At 67.4% G+C, this 949-nt stretch carries 1 pseudogene; it reads right to left on the bottom strand.

Annotated features, from left to right (window positions below):
- A pseudogene (locus tag ACYVKI_RS05895) lies at positions 1-949 on the bottom strand (L-serine ammonia-lyase, iron-sulfur-dependent, subunit alpha); the annotation flags it as partial.

Below are 949 nucleotides of genomic sequence, written 5' to 3'. Positions count from 1 at the left end.
CCAAGTTGTGCTCCATCGCGATCTCGGCAGCGTTCTCCACCTGCTCCGGGCTCCCCCCGAGCACCTCACACAGCCCAGCAGCCGCCATCGAGGACGCCGATCCCACTTCTCCCTGGCAGCCGACCTCAGCACCAGAGATCGAGGCCTGCTCCTTATACAGCACCCCGATGGCGGAGGCAGTGAGCAGATACCGCACCACGATCTCATCGCGCTCTTCCCGCGCGGCATAGCTCCCACCGGGCCCGTAATGGGTCGCATAGAAGCCCACCGCGGGGATGATCCCGGCCGCCCCATTGGTCGGGGCAGTGACCACCCGCCCGCCAGAGGCGTTCTCCTCATTCACGGCCAACGCCACCAGGTTGACCCACTCCTGCCAGTAGGCGTGGGAACGCTCAGGATCCTTCTCCGTCAGCTGAGCATGCCAGTCAGGCGCACGACGTCGGACCTTCAGACCCCCGGGCAGGACACCTAGCCGACCCAGCGCAGAGTTCTTGCACTCCTCCATGACCTCCCAGATGTGCAGCACCCCGGCACGGACCTGATCCTCACTGCGGACGGCAGTCTCATTGGCCATCATGACTCCCNAGCTCCGCGGCCGTGGTGAACGGGTACGGCACCGCAGCCTGGGCCGAGGTCGCCGACTCCACCGCCTCACCCAGAGAGGCGGCCTCCGCCTCCGCGGCGGTGACCACGAACCCTCCCCCGATGGAGAAGTACGTCTGCTCGGCGATCACTGCCCCGGCAGCGTCAACAGCACTCAGCCCCATCCCATTGGAATGCTGCGGCAGGAACGTCAACGGCCGCTGGACGAAGTCCTCCACGCGCAGCGCGACGTCACGACGTCGCCCCACCTGCTCGGCCACCCGGACCGTCCCGGTGGCGCGCATATCGGCCAGCCGGTCATCGACCTGACGGGGAAGGATCTCCTCCGCGTCCCAGCCCTCCAGGC

The sequence above is a fragment of the Nesterenkonia suensis genome, from assembly GCF_054782935.1.
This window is presented reverse-complemented; position numbering and strand designations above follow the sequence as displayed.